This window comes from Luteibacter sp. P4_E6 (assembly GCF_056401535.1).
This window is the reverse complement of the sequence record NZ_JBFUJE010000647.1, coordinates 1-1989: the sequence shown is the minus strand read 5'-3', so window position 1 is coordinate 1989 and position 1989 is coordinate 1. Positions and strand designations below refer to the sequence as shown.

The following is a 1989-nucleotide window of genomic DNA, read 5'->3' as shown; positions in this document are numbered from 1 at the left end:
GGGCCGCCGTCAGAGCAAAAGGAACAGCCCTGGGCGAGCGTTACCGCGCCCTGCGGGCGCGGGGAAAAGTAGCCAAGGTGGCCATCGTTGCCTGCATGCGATGCCTGATCACGGCCATCAATGCGATGGTCCGTGATCAGGCCGGATGGCGGCATGGGGCGGCTGTCTAAAAAAGACAGTTGCTCCCACACGAAGCGTGTGGAGGTCTCCTGTATTTCTGTGGGAGCCGATTCATCGGCGATGCTCTCCCGCGACGCAACAAAGCCCCGACCCCGGTTCGCGCTAAAATGGGATTCTTTACGTGGAGAGTTCCATGGCACAGCTTCCCTCGGCCGGCGGCCGCTTTCGCGCCGCACTCGCGGCCGAACAGCCGCTGCAGGTGATCGGCGCGATCAACGCCAATCACGCCCTGCTGGCCAAGCGCGCGGGCTTCCGTGCCATCTACCTTTCTGGCGGCGGCGTCGCTGCCGGCTCGCTCGGCCTGCCGGACCTCGGCATCAACACCTTGGACGACGTCCTCACCGATGTTCGTCGTATCACCGATGTGTGCGACCTGCCGCTCATGGTCGACATCGACACCGGTTTCGGTCCCAGCGCGTTCAACATCGCGCGCACGGTAAAAAGCCTGATCAAGTTCGGCGCTGCCGCCTGCCACATCGAAGACCAGGTCGGCGCCAAGCGCTGCGGTCACCGTCCGGGCAAGGAAATCGTCACCACGGAAGAAATGGCCGATCGCGTCAAGGCCGCCGCCGATGCGAAGACCGACCCGGACTTCTTCCTCATCGCGCGGACCGACGCCATCGCGGTTCTCGGCGTGGAGGCTGCCCTGGAGCGTGCCGTGGCCTGTGCGGAAGCCGGCGCCGACGCCGTCTTCGTTGAGGCAGCTTACGACCTGCCAACCTACAAGCGCTTCGTCGATGCGCTCGACGTGCCCGTGCTCGCCAACATCACCGAGTTCGGCCAGACCCCGCTGTTCAGTACTGAAGAGCTCGGCAGCGTGGGCGTCGGCATCGTGCTGTACCCGCTTTCCGCGTTCCGTGCCATGAACAAGGCCGCTGAGAACGTCTACACCGCCATTCGCCGCGACGGTCACCAGCGCAACGTCATCGACACGATGCAGACGCGCGAAGAGCTTTACGACCGCATTGGCTACCACGACTACGAGCGTCGTCTCGACGCTCTGTTTTCCAAGAAGGGTTAAGGAGAGTCACGCATGACCGACACCACCACCACTACCCAGCCGAAGGCAAAGAAGTCCGTCGCCCTCTCCGGCGTCGCGGCGGGAAACACCGCGCTCTGCACGGTCGGCCGTAGCGGCAACGACCTGCACTATCGTGGCTACGACATCCACGACCTCGCCGCGAAGGGCTCCTTCGAAGAAGTGGCGTATCTGCTCGTCCACGGCGTGCTGCCGAACTGGATGGAGCTCAATGCCTATCGCGCCAAGCTGAAGCGCCTGCGCGGGCTGCCGGCACCGGTGAAGGCAGCACTCGAGCTGCTGCCCGCAGCGACGCACCCGATGGACGTGATGCGCACCGGTGCGTCGGTACTCGGTACCGTGTTGCCGGAGAAGGACGACCACAACATCACCGGTGCGCGCGACATAGCCGACCGGCTGATGGCCTGCTTCGGCTCGATGCTGCTGTACTGGTACCACTTCAGCCACAACGGCAAGCGCATCGAAACGGAGACCGAAGACGAGTCGATCGCCGCGCACTTCCTGCACCTGCTGCACGGCCGCAAGCCGAGCGACCTGCATTCGCATGCGCTCGACCGTTCGCTGGTGCTGTATGCCGAGCACGAGTTCAACGCCAGCACGTTCGCCGCCCGCGTTATCGCCGGTACCGGTTCGGATATGTACTCGGCGATCACCGGCGCCATCGGTGCGCTGCGTGGCCCGAAGCACGGTGGCGCGAACGAAGTGGCGATGGAGAACATCGCGCGCTACCGCAATGCCGCCGAAGCCGAGGCAGACATCCGTGCACGCAC

The 1989-nt window shown here is 64.5% G+C and carries 2 protein-coding genes; both read left to right on the top strand.

The window, feature by feature from the left end; translation table 11 throughout:
• The first annotated feature begins 313 nt into the window (after nucleotides 1–313).
• Nucleotides 314–1201: a methylisocitrate lyase gene (prpB, locus tag AC1DT2_RS21920; RefSeq protein WP_477298718.1), complete on the top strand. Its 888-nt coding sequence runs from the start codon at nucleotides 314–316 to the stop codon at nucleotides 1199–1201.
• 12 nt (nucleotides 1202–1213) lie between these two features.
• On the top strand, nucleotides 1214–1989 hold a 776-nt coding region (locus AC1DT2_RS21915; RefSeq protein ID WP_477298716.1), incomplete at its 3' end, for a citrate/2-methylcitrate synthase.